Below are 18,832 nucleotides of genomic sequence, written 5' to 3'. Positions count from 1 at the left end.
GCCCGCGCCGACACCCGGGTCTGGGCGTGACCTCCGCACGCCCGGCCCCTCGGTCAACTGCCGTACGCCCGGCCCTTGTCGGGGGTTCAGCCTTCCAGCGCGACCGGGCCCGCGGTCACCGGTTCGGCGTTGCGCCGGGTCTTGGCCCAGCCGGTGCGGCCGCGCAGGCTGCGCACGAAGCCCCGTGCCGAGACCACGAACAGGTGGTACGCGTACAGCCACAGCACCAGCCCCCACAGCAGCCCGGTGAGCCGGGAGGCGTCCGGGGCGTGGTCGCGCCGGTAGACCGGGCCCCACAGGACGAACGGGCCGATGGAGAGCACCGCGAGGACCAGCGTGAGCGGCCAGAGCCCGAGCGAGCCGAGGCCGCCCAGGACCAGCATCGCGGCGCACAGCACGAGCGTGAGCAGGTGCGCGACGGGCTGGAAGAACGTGTACAGCGTCTCCAGGACGCCCGCGCCGGTGTACTGGCGCGAGGAGACGATCCGGCTCGCGTAGCGCACGCACTGGAGGTTGCCCTGGGCCCAGCGGGTGCGCTGGGTGAGCAGGCGCCGCACGTGCGGGAGGCCCTCCTGGGAGACCCAGGTGTCGGCGATGTGCGTGACGCGGTGGCCCGAGAGGATCATCTGGAGGCCGAGCTCGTAGTCCTCCAGGAGCGCACCGCGCTGCCAGGGGCGCCGTTCGGCGGCGGCGATCCGGTCGAGCGCGGAGAGCCGGGTGAACTGGCCGTTGCCACCGAGCCCGACGGAACCGGTCCGCACCCGGAGCAGCTGCATGCCCGCGTTGGACACCGCGAACTCCATGTCCTGGACGCGGACCAGGAGCCGCGCGAAGGCGTTGGCGAGGCGGCCCCGGCCGGGCAGCGGGCGTTCGTCGTCGACATTGCGCATCCGCACACCGACCTGGACCCCGCCGACCTCCGGGTCGGCGAACGCGGCCGGTCCCGAGACGAGTTCGAGGGCCCGCGGGTCGAGCCGCCCGTCGGCGTCGACCACGCAGACCACGGTCCGCTCCCGGTCGGCTCCGGCCGGCAGGAAGTCACCGAGCTGCTCATAGGCGGCGTTCAGGGCGTCCCCCTTGCCCGTGCGCGCCTCGGGCCGCACCCGGCGCACCAGGTGGACCCGCCGGTCGTGCTCGGCGAGCGCGGCCACGATGAGGCCGGTCCGGTCGTCGCTGTCGTCGTCGATGACCCAGACGTGGGCGGCGGGAAAGTCGTCCCGCAGCTGCGCGACGGTGGCTCCGACCACGGCCTCCTCGTCCCGGCAGGGCACGAAGAAGTGCCAGTCGAGCGCGCCGGGATCCCCCGCCTCGGTCTCCGGCCGGCCGAGGTAGGCGCGCCGGGCCCCGGCCCAGTAGAGCAGAAAGCAGCCGAGGAGGAAGAAGGGGAAGAGGAACAGGAAGAGGCTGTTGGGCATGGAGGTGTCCTTGGCGGTGGTTCGCGGGAAGGCGGGGCTTGTCCGGGGCGGGTCGGGCGGTTACGCCGCGGCCTCGTACGCCTGGCGCGTCGCGAGACCGGCCAGCAGGGCGACGATGCGGCGCGAGGCGAGGCCGTCACCGAAGGGGCTCGCCAGCGCGGCGAGGCGGGCCCGTCCGGGCGCCCCCTCGGCGAGACGGCGGCGGGCCGCCATCCCCAACTCGGGCCCGGGGCGCACCAGTTCGGCGAAGTCGACCATCGCCTCGGGCCGCTCCGTGGAGTTGCGTACGACGACGAGGGGGCGACCCACCACCGTGACCTCCTCCTGCACGCCTCCGGAGTCGGACACCAGCAGCGCCGCGTGCTGGGCGAGCGCGAGGAAGGTGCGGTACCCCAGCGGCGGGGTGACGAGCAGGGGTTCCAGGAGCCCGGCGAGGTCCGCGGCCTCGATGCGGGCCCGGGTGCGCGGATGCAGCGCCAGCACCACCGGCAGGTCGGCGGCGAGTGCGGCGAGTTCGGTGAGGACGGCGCGCAGCGCGGCGGGGTCGTCGGTGTTCTCGGGCCGGTGGACGGTGGCCAGGACGTACCCGTCGCTCGCCAGCCCGAGCCGCTCCAGCTCGGCGAACCGCTGGGCGCTGGTGGGCAGCTGAGCGCGGACGGCCTCGACGACCGTGTTGCCGGTGACTTCGACGCGGCCCGCCGCGATGCCCTCGGCGAGCAGGTTGTCGCGGTTCCCGGGGGTCGCGGCGCACAGCACGTCCGCGATCCGGTCGATCAGCACCCGGTTGTGCTCTTCGGGCATGTTCCGGTCGTGGCTGCGCAGGCCCGCCTCCACGTGGACGAGCGGGATGGCGCGCGCGTTGGCGGCGAGCGCGCCGGACAGGGCCGCGTTGGTGTCGCCCTGCACGACGACCGCGCGCGGCGGTTCGGCGCCGAAGACCGCGTCGAGCTGGGCCAGCGCCGCGGAGATCTGGACCGCCCGGGGCTGTCCGCCGACGCCGGTGAGGTAGGTCGGCTCGGGGATGCCGAGGTCGGCCAGGAAGCGGCCGGAGAGCTCCTCGTCGTAGTGCTGCCCGGTGTGCACGACGTGGGCGGCGGGCCCGAGGAGGCGGATCAGCTCGGTCAGCTTGACCAGCTCGGGACGGGTGCCGAGGACGACGGCGATGCTGCGGGGCGGCAGGGCGGACACGAAGACTCCAGGAACGGACCGGCGGGGCGTCCTTGAGGATGTCCGGCGTGCGTTGCGCACCCGGATGGTGTTCGGTTGCGCAACGGTTGCGAAGCCGCCATTCGGACATTCCCGGGCCTTTCGCCCCCCGCGCGGCCGGGACCTTCGGCCCCCTCGAGCGCCGGGTCAGCCGCCCTGGTCCCCCCGGTAGCGGTAGCCGAGGCCCCGTACCGCTTCGAGGGGGTCGGATTCGAGACTGCCCGCGGCCTGCTGGAGCTTGCGGCGCACCCGCAGCACGGCGAACTTGACCCGCTCGCGGCCGACGCCCTGGGGGTCGTCCCACACCTGGTCGAGCAGCTGGTCGGTGGTGACGACGCGGCCCCGGTTGCGGACCAGGACCTGGAGCAGCCGGTACTCGATGTCACTGAGCCGCACCTCTTCGCCGCGCCACAGGGCCGAGCGCCGCTCGGGCACGAGCCGCAGGGCCTCGTCGTGCGAGGCCCCGGCCCAGCGGGCGGGCGAGGAACGACGCAGCAGCGCCTCGACGCGGGCGAGCAGCTCCTCGTTGCCGAACGGTTTGGGCAGGTAGTCGTCGGCCCCGGCGCGCAGCCCGCGCACCCGGTCGCTCTCGGCGCCGCGGGCGGTGAGCAGCAGCACCGGCAGGTCGGTCATGTCCCGGGTGCGCTCCAGGACCTGCCAGCCGTCCAGTTCCGGCAGGCCGACGTCGAGGACCATCAGATCGGGGCTGTCCGCGAACAGCCGCCGCAGCCCCTCGCGGCCGTCCGCCGCCGCCACCACCTCGTACCCGGCCCGGGTGAACAGGATGCGCAGGGCCATCGCCACGTCGGGGTCGTCCTCGACCACCAGGAGCCGGGTCACCGCGGGGACCCTTCGGCGGGCGGTCCCGCGACGGGCAGCCGGATGGCGAACACCGCTCCCCCGCCCTCGGCGTCCGAGACGGTGAGCTCGCCGCCGTGCCGGCGCACGATCTCGCGGCTGATCGTGAGGCCGAGGCCGGTGCCGGGAAAGCCGCCGGCCTCGGCGTTGGGGGCCCGTACGAAGCCGGAGAAGATCTCCTCGCGGTACTGCTCGGGCACGCCGATCCCGGTGTCGGCGACGGCGATGTGCCACTGGTCGCCGTGCGGGGCGGCGTCGATGTCGATGCGGCCGCCGGGCGGGGTGAACTTGGCGGCGTTTTCGAGGAGGTTGGCGAGCACGTGCTCCAGGCGGTGCTCGTCCCCGTGCAGCGGCGGGCCCGGCGCGCAGCGCAGCGCCACGAACACACCGGCCTCGGCGGTGCTGGACATCCGGTCGAGCACCGCGTGCTGGAGCATCCGGGCCATGTCCACCCGGTCGAACTCCAGCCTCAGCTGCGGGGTGCGCAGCCGGGCCGTGTTCATGAGGGTGGTCATGACGCCCTCCATGCGCTGGGCGTTGCGCCGGATCGCGGCGAGCAGGGCCCGCTGGTCGGCGTCCAGCGGCCCGGAGGCGGGGTCGGCGAGGAGCTCGCAGAAGCTGAGAATGGAGGTGAGCGGGGTGCGCAGGCTGTGCGAGGCCAGGGCGAGGAATTCGTTGCGCTGCCCGGCGAGCTCGGCCAGGGCCGCGTTGTCGCGCTGGAGCGCGTGCTCGCGGCGCTTGTCTTCGGTGATGTCCTCCGCGGTCCACAGCGAACCGAACGGCACGCCGTCGGCGTCGTACAGCGGCTCCACGTCCCGCCGGATCACCCGTCCGTCGGTGAGCGCGATCTCGGCGGCCCGGTGGATGTGCCGGGCGGCGATGGCGTGGGTGGTGTCGACGACCCAGGAGGGCCGTTCGGTGAAGGTGTCGCACACGGCGTCGACGACCGGGCCGAGCGGTGCGCCCGGGCTGTGGTCGACGCGGCCTTCGAGGGCGAACATGTCGGTGAAACGCCGGTTGACGGCGATCACGACCTCGTCGCCGCCTTGCACGATGGCCGCCCTGGGCAGTGCCTCCAGGACGGCCTCCAGTCGGTCACGGTGCACCCGACCACCGTACGCTCGGGCCGCCGCACATCGCAGTCGCGAACACGCGCGCCCGCAAGCCCGGCGGCCCGGGCTGCGTCAGTGCTCGGTGACCTTTCCGTCCGCGACTTCCAGGCGGCGCGTGGTGTGCACGGCGTCGAGCATCCGGCGGTCGTGGGTGACCAGGAGCAGGGTGCCGGTGTACGAGTCGAGCGCGGACTCCAGCTGCTCGATGGCGGGCAGGTCGAGGTGGTTGGTCGGCTCGTCGAGGACCAGGAGGTTGACGCCCCGGCCCTGGAGCAGGGCGAGCGCGGCACGGGTCCGCTCGCCCGGCGACAGTGAACCGGCGGGCCGCAGCACGTGGTGCGCCTTGAGGCCGAACTTGGCGAGCAGCGTCCGCACCTCGGCCGGTTCCGTGTCGGGCACCGCCGCGCAGAACGCGTCGAGCAGCGACTCCTCGCCCAGGAACAGGCCGCGCGCCTGGTCGACCTCGCCGACGACGACACCGGAGCCGAGGGTGGCGTGGCCCGCGTCCAGCGCCAGCCGGCCCAGGAGGGCGGCGAGCAGGGTGGACTTGCCGGAGCCGTTGGCGCCGGTGATGGCGACCCGGTCGGCCCAGTCGATCTGGAGCGAGACGGGACCGAAGGTAAAGCCCTCACGGCGCACCTCGGCATCCCGCAGCGTCGCGACGACCGCGCCCGAGCGGGGGGCGGCGGCGATCTCCATGCGCAGCTCCCACTCCTTGCGGGGCTCCTCCACAACGTCGAGGCGCTCGATCATGCGCTGGGTCTGGCGGGCTTTGGCGGCCTGCTTCTCGCTCGACTCGCTGCGAAACTTCTTTCCCAGCTTGTCGCTGTCGGTGGCCTTGCGGCGGGCGTTCTTGACGCCCTTGTCCATCCAGGAGCGCTGCATCTGGGCGCGGCCTTCGAGGGCGGAGCGCTTGTCGGCGTACTCCTCGTAGTCCTCGCGGGCGTGCCGGCGGGCGGTCGCGCGCTCTTCGAGGTAGCCCTCGTAGCCGCCGCCGTACAGGTTGATCTGCTGCTGGGCGAGGTCGAGTTCGAGCACCTTGGTGACGGTGCGGGCGAGGAACTCGCGGTCGTGGCTGACGACGACCGTGCCCGCGCGCAGCCCCTTCACGAACGCTTCGAGCCGCTCCAGACCGTCGAGGTCGAGGTCGTTGGTCGGCTCGTCGAGCAGGAAGACGTCGTAGCGGGACAGGAGCAGCGAGGCGAGCCCGGCGCGGGCGGCCTGGCCGCCGGAGAGCGCGGTCATCGGCTGGTCGAGGCCGGTGGTGAGGCCGAGCGAGGCGGCGACCTCCTCGGCCCGCTCGTCGAGGTCGGCGCCGCCGAGGGCGAGCCAGCGTTCCAGGCTGTCGGCGTACGCGTCGTCGGCGCCGGGGGCTCCGTCGACCAGCGCCTGGGTCGCGGCGTCCATCGTCTCCTGGGCCGCGGCGACACCGGTGCGCCGGGCCAGGAAGGCGCGGATCGTCTCGCCGGGCCGCCGGTCGGGCTCCTGCGGGAGGTGGCCGACGCTCGCCCCCGGCGGGGACAGGCGCAGCTCGCCCTGTTCGGGGGTGTCGAGCCCGGCGAGCAGGCGGAGCAGGGACGACTTGCCCGCGCCGTTGGGCCCGACGAGGCCGATGACGTCGCCGGGGGCGACCACCAGGTCGAGCCCGGCGAACAGGGTGCGGTCGCCGTGGCCGGCGGCGAGGTCCTTGGCGACGAGGGTTGCAGTCATGAGATGACCGATCTTAAGGCGTCCCCGGGCCCGCGCCCATGCCCGCCCTGCGCCCGCGCACCGGGCTCGCGGTCTTCGGGTACCGGGGCGGACCGGTGCTCCCTCCTTCTGCTCCGCGCCGCTGCTCGACGGGCCCTCGGGCCGGGCTCGTGGACCGCGCCCGCTTCGGCGGCCCCGCGGCCACCGCAGTGCCTGGGCGGGCCTCGCCCACACCGGCAACGATGCCCAGAACAAGGCGTCTGGGACGGGACGCGATGCGAGACTGCTCGGCGGGCGGCGAAGCGGCACCTGCCGGGCGGCCCGGAGCACACCGAACCAGCCGTCCGAGCCGCCCGGCCTGCCCCACCACGACGACCGGCCCGGGCGAACACCCGCCGCCGCACCGACCCACCTTCCCGGAGGTCTCCGCACCATGAACGCTGCCGTGCCGCCCCGCTGGCTCATCGCCGGGACGCCGCGCCCGGGCGCCCCCACGCTCTACTGCTTCGCGCACGGCGGCGGCTCGGCCACCGAGTACCTGCGCTGGGGCCGCGACGTGCCGGGCGCCGAGTTCCAGGCGGTGCAGCTGCCCGGCCGCGGCTCGCGGTACGGGGAGCCCCCGTTCGACTCGATGGAGGCCCTGGTGGCGGCGTTCCTCGACGAGGTGCCGCTCAGCCGGGCGCCGTACGCCTTCTTCGGGCACAGCCTGGGCTCGCTCGTCGCGTACGAGATCACCCGAGCCCTGCGCGACGCGGGACGGCCGCTGCCCGCGCGGCTGATCCTCTCCGGCTACCCGGCGCCGCACCACCGCCACGTCCGGGCGGACGACCCGGTGCACCAACTGCCCGACGACGAACTCATCGAGCGGATCGCGAAGATCCACGGCGGCATCCCGCAGGAGGTGCTGGACTCGGCGGAGCTGCGGGAACTGGTCGTCGGCGCGCTGCGGGCCGACTACCGCGTCCTGGAGACGTACACCTGGCGTCAGGCGCCCCCGCTGCCCGTGCCGATCACCGTGTTCGGTGGCAGCGCCGACCATCCGCGCGAGCAACTGGACGCCTGGCAGCAGCACACCACCGCGGACGTGACGGTACGTCAATTCCCCGGCGGACACTTCTACTTGCGCGAGGAGCCCGAACCCGTGCTGCGGGCGCTGGAGAGCGCGCTGCGCGAGGTGCGCACGCCGGGCTGACCTCCCGCACCCGTCCGCGGGAGACGGGACCGGCGGGGGCGGCGCGGGGTGGGCTACCGTCCCGGCATGAGCGACGACGTGATCGTGGTGGGCGGCGGGGTCATCGGTCTGACGACGGCGATCGTCCTGGCGGAGTCGGGCCGCCGGGTGCGGGTGTGGTGCGGGACGCGGCCGCAGGAGTCGACGTCCGCCGTGGCGGGTGGACTGTGGTGGCCGTACCGCATCGAACCGGAGACACGGGTCGGCGCCTGGTCGCTGGCCTCCCTGCGAGTGTACGAGGAACTGGCCCGGCGGCCGGAGGAGAGCGGGGTGCGCCTGGTCGGCGGGCTGCACGCCGGGGCCCGGCTCGACGGGCTCGGCCCCTGGGCGGCGCACGTGGCGGGCCTGCGCGAGAGCCCCGAGGGGGTGGCGGCCGTGCTCCCGCTGATCGACATGCCGACATATCTGCGCGGGCTGGAACGGCGCCTCACGGCCGCGGGCACCACCATCGAGGTGCGGCGGGTCGAACGGCTGCCGGACGCGCCGCTGGTGGTCAACTGCTCGGGGCTCGGGGCACGCGACCTCGTCCCGGATCCCCAAGTACGCCCCGTGCGCGGCCAGTTGGTGGTGGTGGAGAACCCGGGGGTCCGGGAGTGGTACACCTCGACCGAGGAGCGCGGCGGGGAGACGACCTACTTCTTCCCCCAGCCCTATGGCCTGCTCCTCGGCGGCACCGCCCAGGAGGGCGACTGGAACCTGGCGCCCGACCCGGCGACGGCCGAGCGGATCATCGCCCGCTGCGCACGGATCCACCCGAAGATCGCGGACGCCCCCGTGCGCGCCCACCGTGTGGGACTGCGCCCCGCCCGCGACCCGGGGGTGCGGGTGGAGCGAGAAGTCACCGCGCGGGGCGGGGTGCTGGTCCACAACTACGGACATGGCGGGGCCGGGGTGACGGTCGCCTGGGGCTGCGCGGAGGAGGCCGCGGCGCTGGCCGCGCCCCCCTCCGGGTGAGTCAGCAGCGGTCGGCGGTCGCGGCGGATACCAGGTGGTACCGGGCGCGGCCGTCGAGCAGCAGGGGCACCAGATCGCGCAGCGACTGCCGCATCGGCACGAAGGCTCCGCCGCCCTCCGTCCGCCGCAACTGAACTCCGTGCAGCGCGAGTTGATCCCTGACCCGGTCGTACTGGGCGGGACTCAGCCGGTAGCCGCAGGGCGGATCCCGCAGGATCTCCGCGGGAGTCGGGGGCGTGTTGTCCGCGCCCCCGAGGTGGACGGGCCCCTGGTCGCGGTACCCGGCGGCGCGCGCCGCGCCCGTGGCCGCCCGGATACTGGCGCGGCGCTCCGCCACGAAGTCGAACAAGCCGCTGAGACCGGTCAGTTGGGAGTCGACGCGGCGCCGGTTGTTGACGGCCGGGTCGGCCTTCTCGGCGTCCGTCGTCGCGTCCACCCGGCTCTCGACGAGCAGGGCGACGGCATGTTTGATGCCCGCCGTGTTGCGCAGGATCCGCTCCTGGCCGTCACCCGCGACCTGCTTGACCGGCCGACCGGTGACGGGGTCGGTCCAGATGCCGTACGTGCCCGTGCGGTACCCCTCCGCCCGGGCGGCGCCGCGGACGTAGTCGGCGGACAGCGTCCGGGACTCCTCGCGCACCCGCGGATCGGTGTTGAGGTTGCGCGGCCACAGGTCGAACAGGTCCTTGTCGTAGTACCGCGGTGTGATGCGGTACTCGTGCACGTCATAGACGACATCCGGGTGTTCGTCACGCAGCACGGTCGCGACGGCGCGCGCCTCGGCCGTCCTCAGCGCGATGTGGTCGCGGTTGATGTCGACGCCCTCGGAGTTCTCGCGGGTGTCGGCGGCCCGGCCGTCCGGGTTGGCGGTCGGGACGACCACCACGGTGGTGCGTTCCAGGAAACGGAGCGTGGTCCGGTCCTGGGTCAGGGCGAGGTCCCGGAGGGTGGTGAGGCACGCCTCGCGTCCCGCCGGCTCGTCACCGTGCTGACTGCACACGAGAAGTACGGTGCTGGTGGTGTGGTGCCCGCCGATGCGCACCTCCTGGAGCGGGCGCCCCTGGCGGGTGGTGCCGATCCGGCGCACCGAGGTCCGCTCACTGAGCCGGTCCACGGCGGCGAGGAAGGCCTGCTCCTGCGGCTGCCCGGTCCAGCGCGCCCCGTCACTGGCCTCGAAGCCGGTGCGGGGCTCGGTGGAGCGGGCCGTCGCGGGCGCCGTGGCCAGGGGGACGGCGACCGCGGCCGCCGCCACCCCGAGCACGAGCAGTCGTGCCCTCACCGGCGTACGTCCCCCGGGAGCCGCCGCGTCATGTGCGGCACCGGCACGCCCTCGGTGGCCCTCGCGCCCGCCGACAGCCGCGGAGGCGTACCGGAGGTGGCCCGTACGAACGCCCCGGCGCCGCCGACGAACGGCACCCTGGCCCCCGTGCGCGCCAGGTCCACGGTCAGGGTCGGCCTGCTCACCGGCGGCACGATGAGACCGTTGTCGGTGCCCGCCACGATCAGCGCGAGCCGGTGCCCGGCCGGTACGACGTGGTCGGTCGCGGCCAGGTCGAGCGTGATGGTGTACGACCTGCCGGGCGTGAGCGGCACGCCCTTCGCGAGGGACGCGTAGTGGCCGAGGTCGGCCCAGCCGCGGCTGAAGACGGTGTAGCCGACGTCGGTCCGGTCCGCGGACGTCGTCAGGAAGCAGGAGCTGTCGCCGGCCGTGCTCGCGCCCCAGCAGGTACGGTCGGTGCCGGTCTGGATGCCTTCGCCCGCTGCGGCGTAGTTGCGGATCGTGTCCGGCCCGAGGTCGACGAGGACCGCCGAGAGGTGGGCGTCGGCGGTGGTGGGGGTCGCGGTGACGGTCACCCTGGACGAGCCGGAGACGCGCAGGTCCCGGGTCAGCGGCTGGGTGACGAAGCCCGCCTTGTCGGGCGTGGACGTGTCGACCTGGGCGGCCCAGCTCGTCTCGTCCAGGGCGGGGTTGTCGGTGAAGGACGCGGTGGTTCCGGCCGGCGCGGACGTCAGGGAGAGCCCGCCGACGCCCGGGGCCGGGCCGCTCACGGGGTGCACCACGGTCGCCGCGGTCCCCGACGGCGGCCACACCTTGTCGGTGCTCCACTGGTCGGGGTGGCGCTCGATGTCGGCCATCGGCTGCCGCTCGATGCCGTTGTCGTAGCCGAGGAGATAGTGGTCGAACCAGTGGTGCAGGGTGTCCACCCACTCGGCGCGCCGGTAGTCGAACGGGTCGACGTGGCCTGTCTGCGACAGCCAGATCTTGCGCTCGACCCCGTTCGCGGCGAGGGCGTCCCACCACTGGCCGAAGTTCTTCGTACGGACGTTGAGATCCTGCATGCCGTGCACAACGAAGACGCTGGCCCTCACGTTGTCCGCCCGGCCGACATAGTCCCGATCGGCCCACAGCCCGGTCCAGTCGCCGGTGCGCGGGGAGCCGTCGACCAGCTTCCGCTGCACCGCGGCGCAGCGCGCCCGCGCGTCCGGGCTGTCGACGTATCCGGCGAGCTCGGCCGGACCTCCGTCGTACAGCGCGGCCCCCTTGGCGAAGTAGTAGTCGTACCAGGACGAGATGGCGCTGATCGGCACGATCGTCCTGAGGCCCTCGACCCCGGTCGCGGCGACGCCGTTGGCTATGGTGCCGTCCCAGCTCTTGCCGATCATGCCGGTGCGGCCGTTGGTCCATCCCGCGGTGGCGAGCCGGCTTCCGGTACGTGTGGTGTAGGCGCGGGCCCGACCGTTGAGCCAGTCGACCACCGCCTTCGCGGACAGGACGTCGGAGCGCCCGCCGACGTCCACGCAGCCGTCCGAGCGATTGGTTCCGGCCAGGTCCACGCCGACGAAGGCGTAGCCGCGCGGCACGAAGTAGTTGTCGTAGAACAGCGGCATCTGCACGACGTTGCCGTTGGCGTCGTACGTCTTGAGCTGGCTCTCGTTGCCGCGCCCGCAGCAGGAGTAGTAGGGGCTGGCGTCCATGATGACCGGAACCTTGCGGCCCTGCTGCGCGGGCTCGCGCGGCCGGACGATGTCGACCGCGACCCGGTCGCCGCGGCCGTCCCCGTCGCCGTCCAGGCCGGTGTCGACCCAGACGGCCTCGCGTATCGCGTTCTCGTACGAGTAGACCGGGCGGCTCTCCCTGGCATGGGCCGCCTGGGCGCCCGCCGGAGCGAGGAGCACGGCCGTCAGGGCGGCGACGGCCGCGACGACGAACGATCTGAGGGATCTGGACCTGAGGCGGGTGCCCCGCGCGCGTATCGGCATGGGCGGAAGGTACTCCGGTCAACTCCCGCGCAAAAGAGGGCAGTCGAGGTGGCAAAGCGAACGAAGCCGCACAAGTCAACATGTCGGCCGAATGGCGATCGTGTGACAGATGGAGCCATGGACATGACCGGGACGGCGAGGGCTGAATAGGGTCCGAAGAGATCGTTCACCATCGTTCACCCCACGACGACACTGACGACTTGGAGCTTGTTGTGCACCGCAGAATCATTGCCCCGAGCGTGCTCGCCGCCTCCCTGCTGCTGGTGATCCCGGCATCGGCCGCGGACTTCACTCCGGGCGCCCCGGGCATCGGCGACCCCTACTACCCGGCCAGCGGCAACGGCGGTTACGACGTCTCGCACTACGACCTGAAGCTCAGGTACCAGCCCGCCACGGACCTGCTCGAGGGCACGGCCACGCTGCTCGCCACCACCCAGCAGGACCTCTCCCGCTTCAACCTGGACTTCGGTCTCGCGGTCAGCGAGGTGCGGGTGAACGGCACCAAGGCGACGTTCGCCACGTCGGGCAGCCACGAACTGGAGATCACCCCGGCCACCCCGCTGCCCAAGGGCAGGTCCATCACCGTGGTGGTCAAGTACGCGGGCAAGCCCTCCGAGCTGAAGGTCGACGGCTGGACGGCCTGGCAGCGCACCCCGGACGGCGGGGTCGCGGCCCAGGAGCCGGACTCGGCCGTGTGGTGGTTCCCGTCCAACGACCACCCCCTGGACAAGGCCACCTACGACGTGTCGGTCAAGGTCCCCGACGGCACCCAGGCCATCAGCAACGGCGTGCTGCAGAGCCGGACTTCGAAGCTGGGCTGGACCACGTTCAACTGGCGCTCCAACAAGCCGCAGGCTTCCTACCTCGCCACGCTCGCGGTCGGCAAGTTCGACATCACCACCGACAAGACCGCGAGCGGCCTGCCGGTGCTCAACGCGTACAGCAAGGACCTCGGCGACAACGGCGACGCCGCGCGCTCCAGCATCGAACGCACCAAGGACGTCGCGGAGTGGCTTGAGAGCGTTTTCGGCACGTACCCCTTCAACGCGCTGGGCGGCTACGTCCCGAACGTGCCGAGCCACTTCGCGCTCGAAACCCAGACCCGCCCGTTCTACAGCCCGGCGCAGTTCGCCAACGGCTCCAACGTGTCCGTGGTCGTCCACGAGTTGGCGCACCAGTGGTACGGCGACAGCGTCTCGGTCAAGGGCTGGAAGGACATCTGGGACAACGAGGGCTTCGCGTCCTACGCCCAGTGGCTCTGGTCGGAGAAGGAGGGTGACGGCACCGCCCAGCAGCTGGCGGACTGGGTGTACGCGCAGCACCCCGCCGACGACCCGTTCTGGAAGGTGAAGCCGGGCGACCCGGGCCCGGACAACCAGTTCGACGCCGCCGTCTACGACCGGGGCGCGCTCGCCATACAGGCCCTGCGCAACACGGTCGGCGACACCTCCTTCTTCAAGATCCTTAAGGGCTGGCCCACCGAGCACGCCTACGGCAACGCGTCGGTCAACGACTTCGTGAAGTACGCGGAGAAGGTCTCGGGCAAGCCGCTGGCGGAACTCTTCGACACCTGGCTGTTCCAGCCCTCCAAGCCGTCCAACTCGGCTGCCGCCAAGGCCAAGTTCGGCCCGCGCGCGGGCGTCGCGGCCAACCCGTCCGCCCAGCAGGCGCAGCCGGTCGGCCCGGTGGAGCCGAAGTCGTGGAAGAAGATCACGGAATCCCACTCGGCACACTCGCCGCACGGGGCAGGCGGCCTGCGCTGAGCCGAGGGCACTGGGGGCGGGTCCGTGATGCGGATTCCTGATGCGGGTCCGTGATGCGGATTCCTGATCCGGGTCCGTCATGCGGGTCCCTGACGGGAGGCGCGCAGAGCGCCCTCGGGGGCGGGCCTCGGGGCGGGCCGGGGGCTGCCCCTCTCCGCTCACCGGGGCGGGCGCGGGAGCGCTCTCGCGGATTCGGGGCACGCGCAGGTTTCCCGGGTGGTCGCGCGCGAGAGTGCTCTCGCGGGTCCGAGGCACGGCGCAAGGCTCCCCGGGCGGGCGCGTGAGAGCGTTCTCGCAGGTCCGAGGCAAGTCGCGGGGCGTCACCGAGGCAGGCGCGCGAGAGCGCTCTCGCCAAGGCAGGGCAGGGTGCGAGACACCCCCCTGCCCGCGCGTGAGAGCGCTCGCGCCGGTTCCGCGGCGGTCAAGGCGTTCACGTCCCCCAAAGGGTGAGAGCGCTTCCGCCGCCGCCCCCGCAGCCGGGCCCACGCCTCCCCGCCCGGACCGGGTGAGAGCGCTCTCGCAGGCGGATCCGCGCCCGGTACCCTGCCGGTACGCTGCCGGGCAGAGCAGTTCCGCCAGGGTCTGTCAGCGATCCGCCGATGAGGAGAACCTGCCTTGACCGAGCAGTACTTCGGCACGCGGCCCACACTGGAGGCCGTCGCCGCGCGCGCCGGTGTTTCCCGGGCCACCGCGTCCCGGGTCGTCAACGGCGGCACGGGGGTGCGGCCGCCCCTGGTGGACAAGGTGCGTCAGGCGGTCGAGGAGCTGGGCTACATCCCCAATCAGGCGGCCCGCTCGCTGGTCACCCGGCGCACCGGCGCGGTCGCCGTGATCGTCGCCGAGCCGGAGACCAGGTTCTTCTCCGACCCTTTCTTCTCGCGACAGATCCGCGGCATCAGCAAGGAACTCGCCTCGCACGACACGCAGTTGGTACTGCTGCTCGTCGAGGGTCCGGACGACTACGGCCGGATCTCCCGCTACCTGACGGGCGGTCACGTCGACGGGGCGCTCGCCTTCTCGCTGCACGACGACGACCCGCTCCCCGCGATCACGCGCGGCGCCGGCATGCTGACGGTGTTCGGCGGGCGGCCCGGCTTCCCGACGGCCGTTCCCTATGTCGACGCCGACAACCGCGGCGGTGCGCGGGAGGCCGTGCGTCATCTGCTCTCCCTCGGCCGCACGCGCATCGCGCACATCGCGGGCCCGCTGGATCAGACCGCCTCCACCGATCGTCTCGACGGGTATCGCGACGTACTCCCGGAGGCCGATCCCACGCTGGTGGTGGAAGGCGCATTCACGGCCGAGAGCGGCGCCCACGCGATGGCCGAACTACTCGCCCGGCGGCCGGACCTGGACGCCGTGTTCGCCGCCAACGACCTCATGGCGTCGGGCGCCCTGCGGGTGCTGCGCGAGCGGGGCCGACGGGTACCGGACGATGTCGCCCTCGTCGGCTTCGACGACATGGCCTCCGTGGCCGAAGCCACCGACCCGCCGCTGACGACCGTACGTCAACAGATCGAGGAGATGGGCCGCCTGATGGCGCGCCTGCTGCTGCGCGGGCTCGACCAGAGCGGCGACGAAGGGGCCCCGCCCGCCTCCGTGATCACCCCGACAGCCCTGGTGCGGCGCGCGTCGGCCTGAGGCCACAAGTCGCCTCGGTGGCACGGCGGTTCAGCGGCCCGGAAGGTCGGCGCGACGGCCGCGGTCCGCAGGGGCGGCGCCGGTTGGTGATCGCCCGGAGGTCGGCCCTGGCGGGGCGGCCATGACGGGGCCGGGCGCTTCGGCCGCGCGGCGTCGGGAGGTCAGTGAGAGCGCTTCGTCCGGCCTGTCGCGCGCCGGTGTTCCGCACGGGCCGCGCGGGCGAGCGGCAGGTAGCGCAGGCGCTCGGGCAGCAGGGGCACCACCGCCCGTACGACCCGGCCGAAGCGGCGCAGCTTGCGCTCCTGCTCGTCCGTCCAGTCCAGGCCGATCGCCTCGCGCGCGTCTGGCGGCATGAAGCCGATGGTGACGAACCTGCGGAAGCGGGCGAGGGGCGGCAGCAGTACCGGCCAGAGCGCTCTCAGGAGCAGCCGCAGGGGCAGCGGGCCGCGGTCGGGGGCCGGGACGGGACGGTCGGTGGCGACGAGCTCCTCGACCACGGAAGACGGGATAGCCGGTGGCGTGCACCCACGCGTAATAGGCGGGGGTGAGCGCGTGGTAGCGCCGGCCGGTGGCGTCCGTGCCCTGGATGGTCTTGTGGAGTTCCCGGAGCCGGCGCCCTTCCTCGGCGGCCTGCTCGCCTCCGTACACCCAGAGCTGGACCGACCGCAGAGAGCGCTCTCCGCGCCCCCACGGATCGGTGCGGAACACCGAGTGCTCATCCACCCCGGCGCCGACCGCGGGGTGGGCGACCTGCATGGTGAGGGCGGCGGGCAGGGTGAGGAGCATCCTGATGTCTCCGGCGAGGCTCCACAGCACGCCGCCGGGCGGGGGCGGCACGGGCGCGGCATCGCGGCGGCTCATGGCGGGCTCCCTGAGGCTGGTGGGTCTGTGCGGCACTGCCGTGTTTGTAGTGATTCCAGTATGCAATCACTACAGGTCACAGCGGCACACAGGGTCCTCAGGGTCCTCAGGGGCGTGACGATGCCCCCGGCGAAGCCCGTTCGCCGGGGGCATGGTCAGGCGGTCCGGCTCAGCGGCCGGCGGAGGCCCCCAGCGGCTCGCCCAGGATGCGGCCGGCCAGTTCGGCGGCCAGGGAGTCGACGTACGGGCGCAGTTCGGCCTCGGCGGCCGCGCGGGCCTCGGCGATCCTGGCGGCGCCGGTGGTGAGGATCTCGTCGCGCTCGCGGACGCCCTCGGCGCGGGCGGCGGCTATCGCGGCCGCGCCCTCCTCCTTGGCCTGCTGGCGGATGCGGGCCGCCTCGTGCCGCGCCCCGGCGAGCTCGGCCTCATAGCGGGCGCGCACCTCGGCGGCCTCCGCGAGGATCGCTTCGGCCTCGTGGGCGCGGCCCGTCGTCAGCGCCTCGCGCTCCTCCAGCGTCCGCCTGATGCGGGGCAGCAGCACGCCCGCCACCACACCGAAGCAGAGCAGGAACAGCACGAAGCCCACCAGGAGATCGGGCACCGTGGGATTGAGGGGGCCCACATTGATGGGGAGAAGCTTCACGCCTGGCACCTTCTCTCGCGCACACGCCCGTGACGGGTGTTGTCCGAGCGTTCGTACTCCTGATCGTACGGCAGGGGTAAGACAGGCGGTGCAGGGAGGTTACCTCTAGGTAATCGTGGCTGCTTTGCTGTGGGCGCCGGTCCCAATTGCCGCTCCCGACCCAGGAGTTCATGTGCCGCTCCCCTCACTCCGCCAGGCCCCCGCCGCGGCTCTCGCCGCCGTGCTCGCCGCCGTCACTCTGACCGGCGCCGCTCCCGCGTCCGCCGCGGCCGCCGAGCCGCCCCGGCTGAAGGTGCTGACGTACAACACCTTCCTGATGAGCCAGAGCCTGTACCCGAACTGGGGCCAGAACCACCGGGCGCAGGCGATTCCCGCCGCGCCCTTCTTCCAGGGCAACGACGTCGTGGTGCTCCAGGAGGCCTTCGACAACTCCGCGTCGGACGCGTTGAAGCGGAACGCCTCGGCCCAGTATCCCTACCAGACGCCCGTGGTGGGCCGCGGCAGGGAGGGCTGGGACGCCACGGGGGGCTCGTACTCCTCGACCACTCCCGAGGACGGCGGCGTCACCCTGCTGAGCAGGTGGCCGATCGTGCGCAAGGAGCAGTACGTGTACAAGGACGCCTGCGGTTCGGACTGGTGGTCCAACAAGGGCTTCGTCTATGCCGTATTGGACGTGAACGGCACCCGGGTGCACATCGTCGGCACGCACACGCAGTCGACGGATTCCGGGTGCGGCGCGGGCGAGGCCGTCAAGGATCGCGCTCTCCAGTTCCGGGCGATCAGGTCCTTCCTGGAGGCCAAGCACATTCCGGCGAGCGAGGAGGTCATGGTCGCGGGCGACTTCAACGTGGACTCGCACGGCTCGGAGTACGCCTCTATGCTGGCGAACGGCGGCCTGGTCGCCGCCGATGCGCGGACGGGGCACGCGTACTCCTTCGACACCGCCGAGAACTCGATCGCGCGCTACCGCTACCCCACGGATCCGCGCGAGGACCTGGACTACGTCCTCCACCTGGCGGGCCACGCCCGTCCGTCCAGCTGGACCAACAAGGTGGTGGTGGAGTCCACGGCGCCCTGGACGGTACGCAGTTGGGGCACCGACTACACGTACACGAATCTGAGCGACCACTACCCGCTCCAGGCGGGCCGCACCCCGTAACCCACGCGCCCGGGCACGCTCGGCCCGGCCCCGGCCGGTCGGCGCCCGCCGTCCGCCCGGGGCCTTCGCGTGCCGCCCCGGCGCGCGGCCGGGCCCGGCACCGGGGACGTATTGAGCAGTGCTGGTGAGACAGCAATACTGTTGCACCGGATCGGCCGCGCACCCGGCGGCCGGGAGCACCGGGGAGGCGAGGCACTGCCATGGCGACGGAGACCGAGGAGCCGACACTCACGGTTGACGAGCTGGCCGCGCGGGCCGGTGTCACCGTGCGGACCATCCGCTTCTACGGCACCCGGGGGCTGCTGCCGCCCCCGGTGATCGGACCGCGCCGGGTGGGGCACTACGGGCCCGTGCACCTGTCCCGGCTCGCGCTGATCGAGGAGTTGCAGCACCACGGGATGACGCTGGCCGCCATCGAGCGCTACCTCCAGCAGCTGCCGCCCGATCTGAGCGCCCATGACCTGGCCATCCACCGGGCCGTGGTCGCCTCCTGGGCGCCCGACTCGGCGGACGACGCGAGCCGCGCCGAACTGGAGCGCCGGGCCGGGCGCGCGCTGTCCGCCACCGACATCGACCGGCTCGCCGCGATGAACGTCCTGGAGCGGATTCCCGGTTCGCCCGACACCTTCCGCGTGGACCCGGGACTGCTGGCGCTGGGCGTCCAGCTCCTGGACGTGCCCATCGCGCACGAGACGATCCTCGCGGCCCGCACGGTCCTCATGGAGCACACCCGCTCGGCCGCGCACGAGCTGACCCGCCTCTTCCGCGACGAGGTCTGGAACCCCTACCGGGAGCGGGAGTCGGACCCCGACCATGTGGAGGCGATGAAATCGCTCTCCGCGCATATGCAGCCCATGGTGCTCCAGGCGCTGGTCACGGCGTTCCAGCGGTCGCTGAAGGAGGAGCTGCGCGAGGCCTTCGGCACGCCGGATCCCGCATCCCGCCAGGGGCGCGGGTAACTGCGCGACCAGTCTCCAGCGGCCCGAGGGCAAGGCGCGGCACCCGCCGGAACGCCCGTACGAGCCGACCCGGAAGGGCG

General features: G+C 73.0%; 14 protein-coding genes and 1 pseudogene. 6 read left to right on the top strand and 9 right to left on the bottom strand.

Translation table 11 applies throughout. The annotated features are described in order from the left end of the window. Positions 1-86: 86 nt before the first annotated feature. The 5 genes from DT019_RS10785 to DT019_RS10765 all read right to left on the bottom strand — a co-directional run bounded on the left by DT019_RS10785 (position 87) and on the right by DT019_RS10765 (position 6,301). Positions 87-1,415, bottom strand: coding sequence for a glycosyltransferase (locus DT019_RS10785; protein WP_114036485.1), 1,329 nt, complete (start codon positions 1,413-1,415; stop codon positions 87-89). A gap of 60 nt (positions 1,416-1,475) precedes the next feature. Further along, entirely contained in the window at positions 1,476-2,603 is a 1,128-nt protein-coding gene (gene wecB, locus DT019_RS10780) for a non-hydrolyzing UDP-N-acetylglucosamine 2-epimerase (RefSeq protein ID WP_114036484.1), read from the bottom strand. A 165-nt stretch (positions 2,604-2,768) separates the two neighbouring features. After that, positions 2,769-3,461: a response regulator transcription factor gene (locus DT019_RS10775; protein ID WP_114036483.1), complete on the bottom strand. Its 693-nt coding sequence runs from the start codon at positions 3,459-3,461 to the stop codon at positions 2,769-2,771. Continuing rightward, a complete protein-coding gene (locus DT019_RS10770; protein WP_223279396.1) occupies positions 3,458-4,585 on the bottom strand; it encodes a sensor histidine kinase in 1,128 nt (375 codons plus the stop codon). The genes DT019_RS10775 and DT019_RS10770 overlap by 4 nt, the downstream gene beginning before the upstream one ends. 78 nt (positions 4,586-4,663) lie before the next feature. Continuing rightward, entirely contained in the window at positions 4,664-6,301 is a 1,638-nt protein-coding gene (locus DT019_RS10765; RefSeq protein ID WP_114036481.1) for an ABC-F family ATP-binding cassette domain-containing protein, read from the bottom strand. Between the two features lie 412 nt (positions 6,302-6,713). Between DT019_RS10765 and DT019_RS10760 the strand changes: the two genes are divergently transcribed. Further along, entirely contained in the window at positions 6,714-7,472 is a 759-nt protein-coding gene (locus tag DT019_RS10760; protein ID WP_114036480.1) for a thioesterase II family protein, read from the top strand. 66 nt (positions 7,473-7,538) lie between these two features. After that, entirely contained in the window at positions 7,539-8,465 is a 927-nt protein-coding gene (locus tag DT019_RS10755; protein ID WP_189389401.1) for an FAD-dependent oxidoreductase, read from the top strand. Between the two features lies 1 nt (position 8,466). On the opposite strand, the gene DT019_RS10750 is transcribed toward DT019_RS10755, so the two are convergent. Both DT019_RS10750 and DT019_RS10745 read right to left on the bottom strand, forming a co-directional pair. Next, entirely contained in the window at positions 8,467-9,744 is a 1,278-nt protein-coding gene (locus DT019_RS10750; protein ID WP_114036479.1) for a M14 family metallocarboxypeptidase, read from the bottom strand. Next, positions 9,741-11,726, bottom strand: coding sequence for a Xaa-Pro dipeptidyl-peptidase (locus DT019_RS10745; RefSeq protein ID WP_114036478.1), 1,986 nt, complete (start codon positions 11,724-11,726; stop codon positions 9,741-9,743). The genes DT019_RS10750 and DT019_RS10745 overlap by 4 nt, the downstream gene beginning before the upstream one ends. Positions 11,727-11,938: 212 nt before the next feature. Between DT019_RS10745 and DT019_RS10740 the strand changes: the two genes are divergently transcribed. Further along, on the top strand, positions 11,939-13,489 hold the full coding sequence (locus tag DT019_RS10740) for a M1 family metallopeptidase (protein WP_114036477.1): 1,551 nt from the start codon (positions 11,939-11,941) through the stop codon (positions 13,487-13,489). Between the two features lie 615 nt (positions 13,490-14,104). Beyond that, positions 14,105-15,130, top strand: a complete 1,026-nt coding sequence (locus DT019_RS10735; protein ID WP_114036476.1) for a LacI family DNA-binding transcriptional regulator — start codon at positions 14,105-14,107, stop codon at positions 15,128-15,130. Between the two features lie 161 nt (positions 15,131-15,291). On the opposite strand, the pseudogene DT019_RS10730 reads toward DT019_RS10735, so the two are convergent. After that, positions 15,292-15,991, bottom strand: a pseudogene (locus DT019_RS10730) (oxygenase MpaB family protein). Positions 15,992-16,160: 169 nt separating this feature from the next. Continuing rightward, positions 16,161-16,634 carry a hypothetical protein gene (locus DT019_RS10725; RefSeq protein WP_114036475.1) on the bottom strand — a complete coding sequence of 158 codons (474 nt, stop codon included), beginning with the start codon at positions 16,632-16,634 and terminating at the stop codon, positions 16,161-16,163. A 172-nt stretch (positions 16,635-16,806) separates the two neighbouring features. Between DT019_RS10725 and sph the strand changes: the two genes are divergently transcribed. Then, the gene (gene sph / locus DT019_RS10720) at positions 16,807-17,793 is read left to right on the top strand and encodes a sphingomyelin phosphodiesterase (RefSeq protein ID WP_114036474.1); all 987 of its coding nucleotides are present in this window, start codon (positions 16,807-16,809) and stop codon (positions 17,791-17,793) included. Positions 17,794-17,993: 200 nt separating this feature from the next. Further along, positions 17,994-18,752, top strand: a complete 759-nt coding sequence (locus DT019_RS10715) for a MerR family transcriptional regulator (protein WP_114036473.1) — start codon at positions 17,994-17,996, stop codon at positions 18,750-18,752. Positions 18,753-18,832 lie beyond the last annotated feature (80 nt).

Source organism: Streptomyces sp. SDr-06 (genome assembly GCF_003324565.1).
GTDB lineage: Bacteria > Actinomycetota > Actinomycetes > Streptomycetales > Streptomycetaceae > Streptomyces.
Note: the sequence above shows the minus strand (reverse complement) of the source record. Positions and strands in the feature narration are given on the sequence as shown.

Coding starts and splice junctions, on each gene's coding strand:
- DT019_RS10765 (WP_114036481.1), bottom strand. CDS start 6,301: ATGACTGCAACCCTCGTCGCCAAGGACCTCGCCGCCGGCCACGGCGAC.
- DT019_RS10755 (WP_189389401.1), top strand. CDS start 7,539: ATGAGCGACGACGTGATCGTGGTGGGCGGCGGGGTCATCGGTCTGACG.
- DT019_RS10785 (WP_114036485.1), bottom strand. CDS start 1,415: ATGCCCAACAGCCTCTTCCTGTTCCTCTTCCCCTTCTTCCTCCTCGGC.
- DT019_RS10745 (WP_114036478.1), bottom strand. CDS start 11,726: ATGCCGATACGCGCGCGGGGCACCCGCCTCAGGTCCAGATCCCTCAGA.
- DT019_RS10715 (WP_114036473.1), top strand. CDS start 17,994: ATGGCGACGGAGACCGAGGAGCCGACACTCACGGTTGACGAGCTGGCC.
- DT019_RS10760 (WP_114036480.1), top strand. CDS start 6,714: ATGAACGCTGCCGTGCCGCCCCGCTGGCTCATCGCCGGGACGCCGCGC.